This window comes from Leifsonia sp. HAY1-4F (genome assembly GCF_056755275.1).
Genome location: NZ_JBNDHX010000606.1, coordinates 1 through 238, shown reverse-complemented (window position 1 = coordinate 238; position 238 = coordinate 1). Strand labels below are relative to the sequence as shown.

General features: G+C 59.2%; 1 protein-coding gene. It reads left to right on the top strand.

Translation table 11 applies throughout. From position 1 onward, the window contains the following. The coding region (locus tag ACPYOG_RS20690; protein WP_481295935.1) for a GTPase at nucleotides 1-238 on the top strand (238 nt) is incomplete at both ends.

Sequence of the window (238 nt, the reverse complement as noted above, 5' to 3'; positions counted from 1 at the left end):
TCTTGCGGGAGCGGATTTCGGCGAGATCATTCGGGACGGATTGAAGGTGGTGATTGCCGGTGCGCCGAATGCCGGCGAGTCGAGCCTGATGAATGTGCTGGCGCGCCGCGAGGTGGTGATCGTTACCGAAATTGCCGGGACGACCCGTGACGTTCTGCATGTCGATCTCAATATCGATGGCTACGCCGTTAAGCTCTACGATACTGCGGGTCTGCGCGATACGGACGAAGTCGTGGAG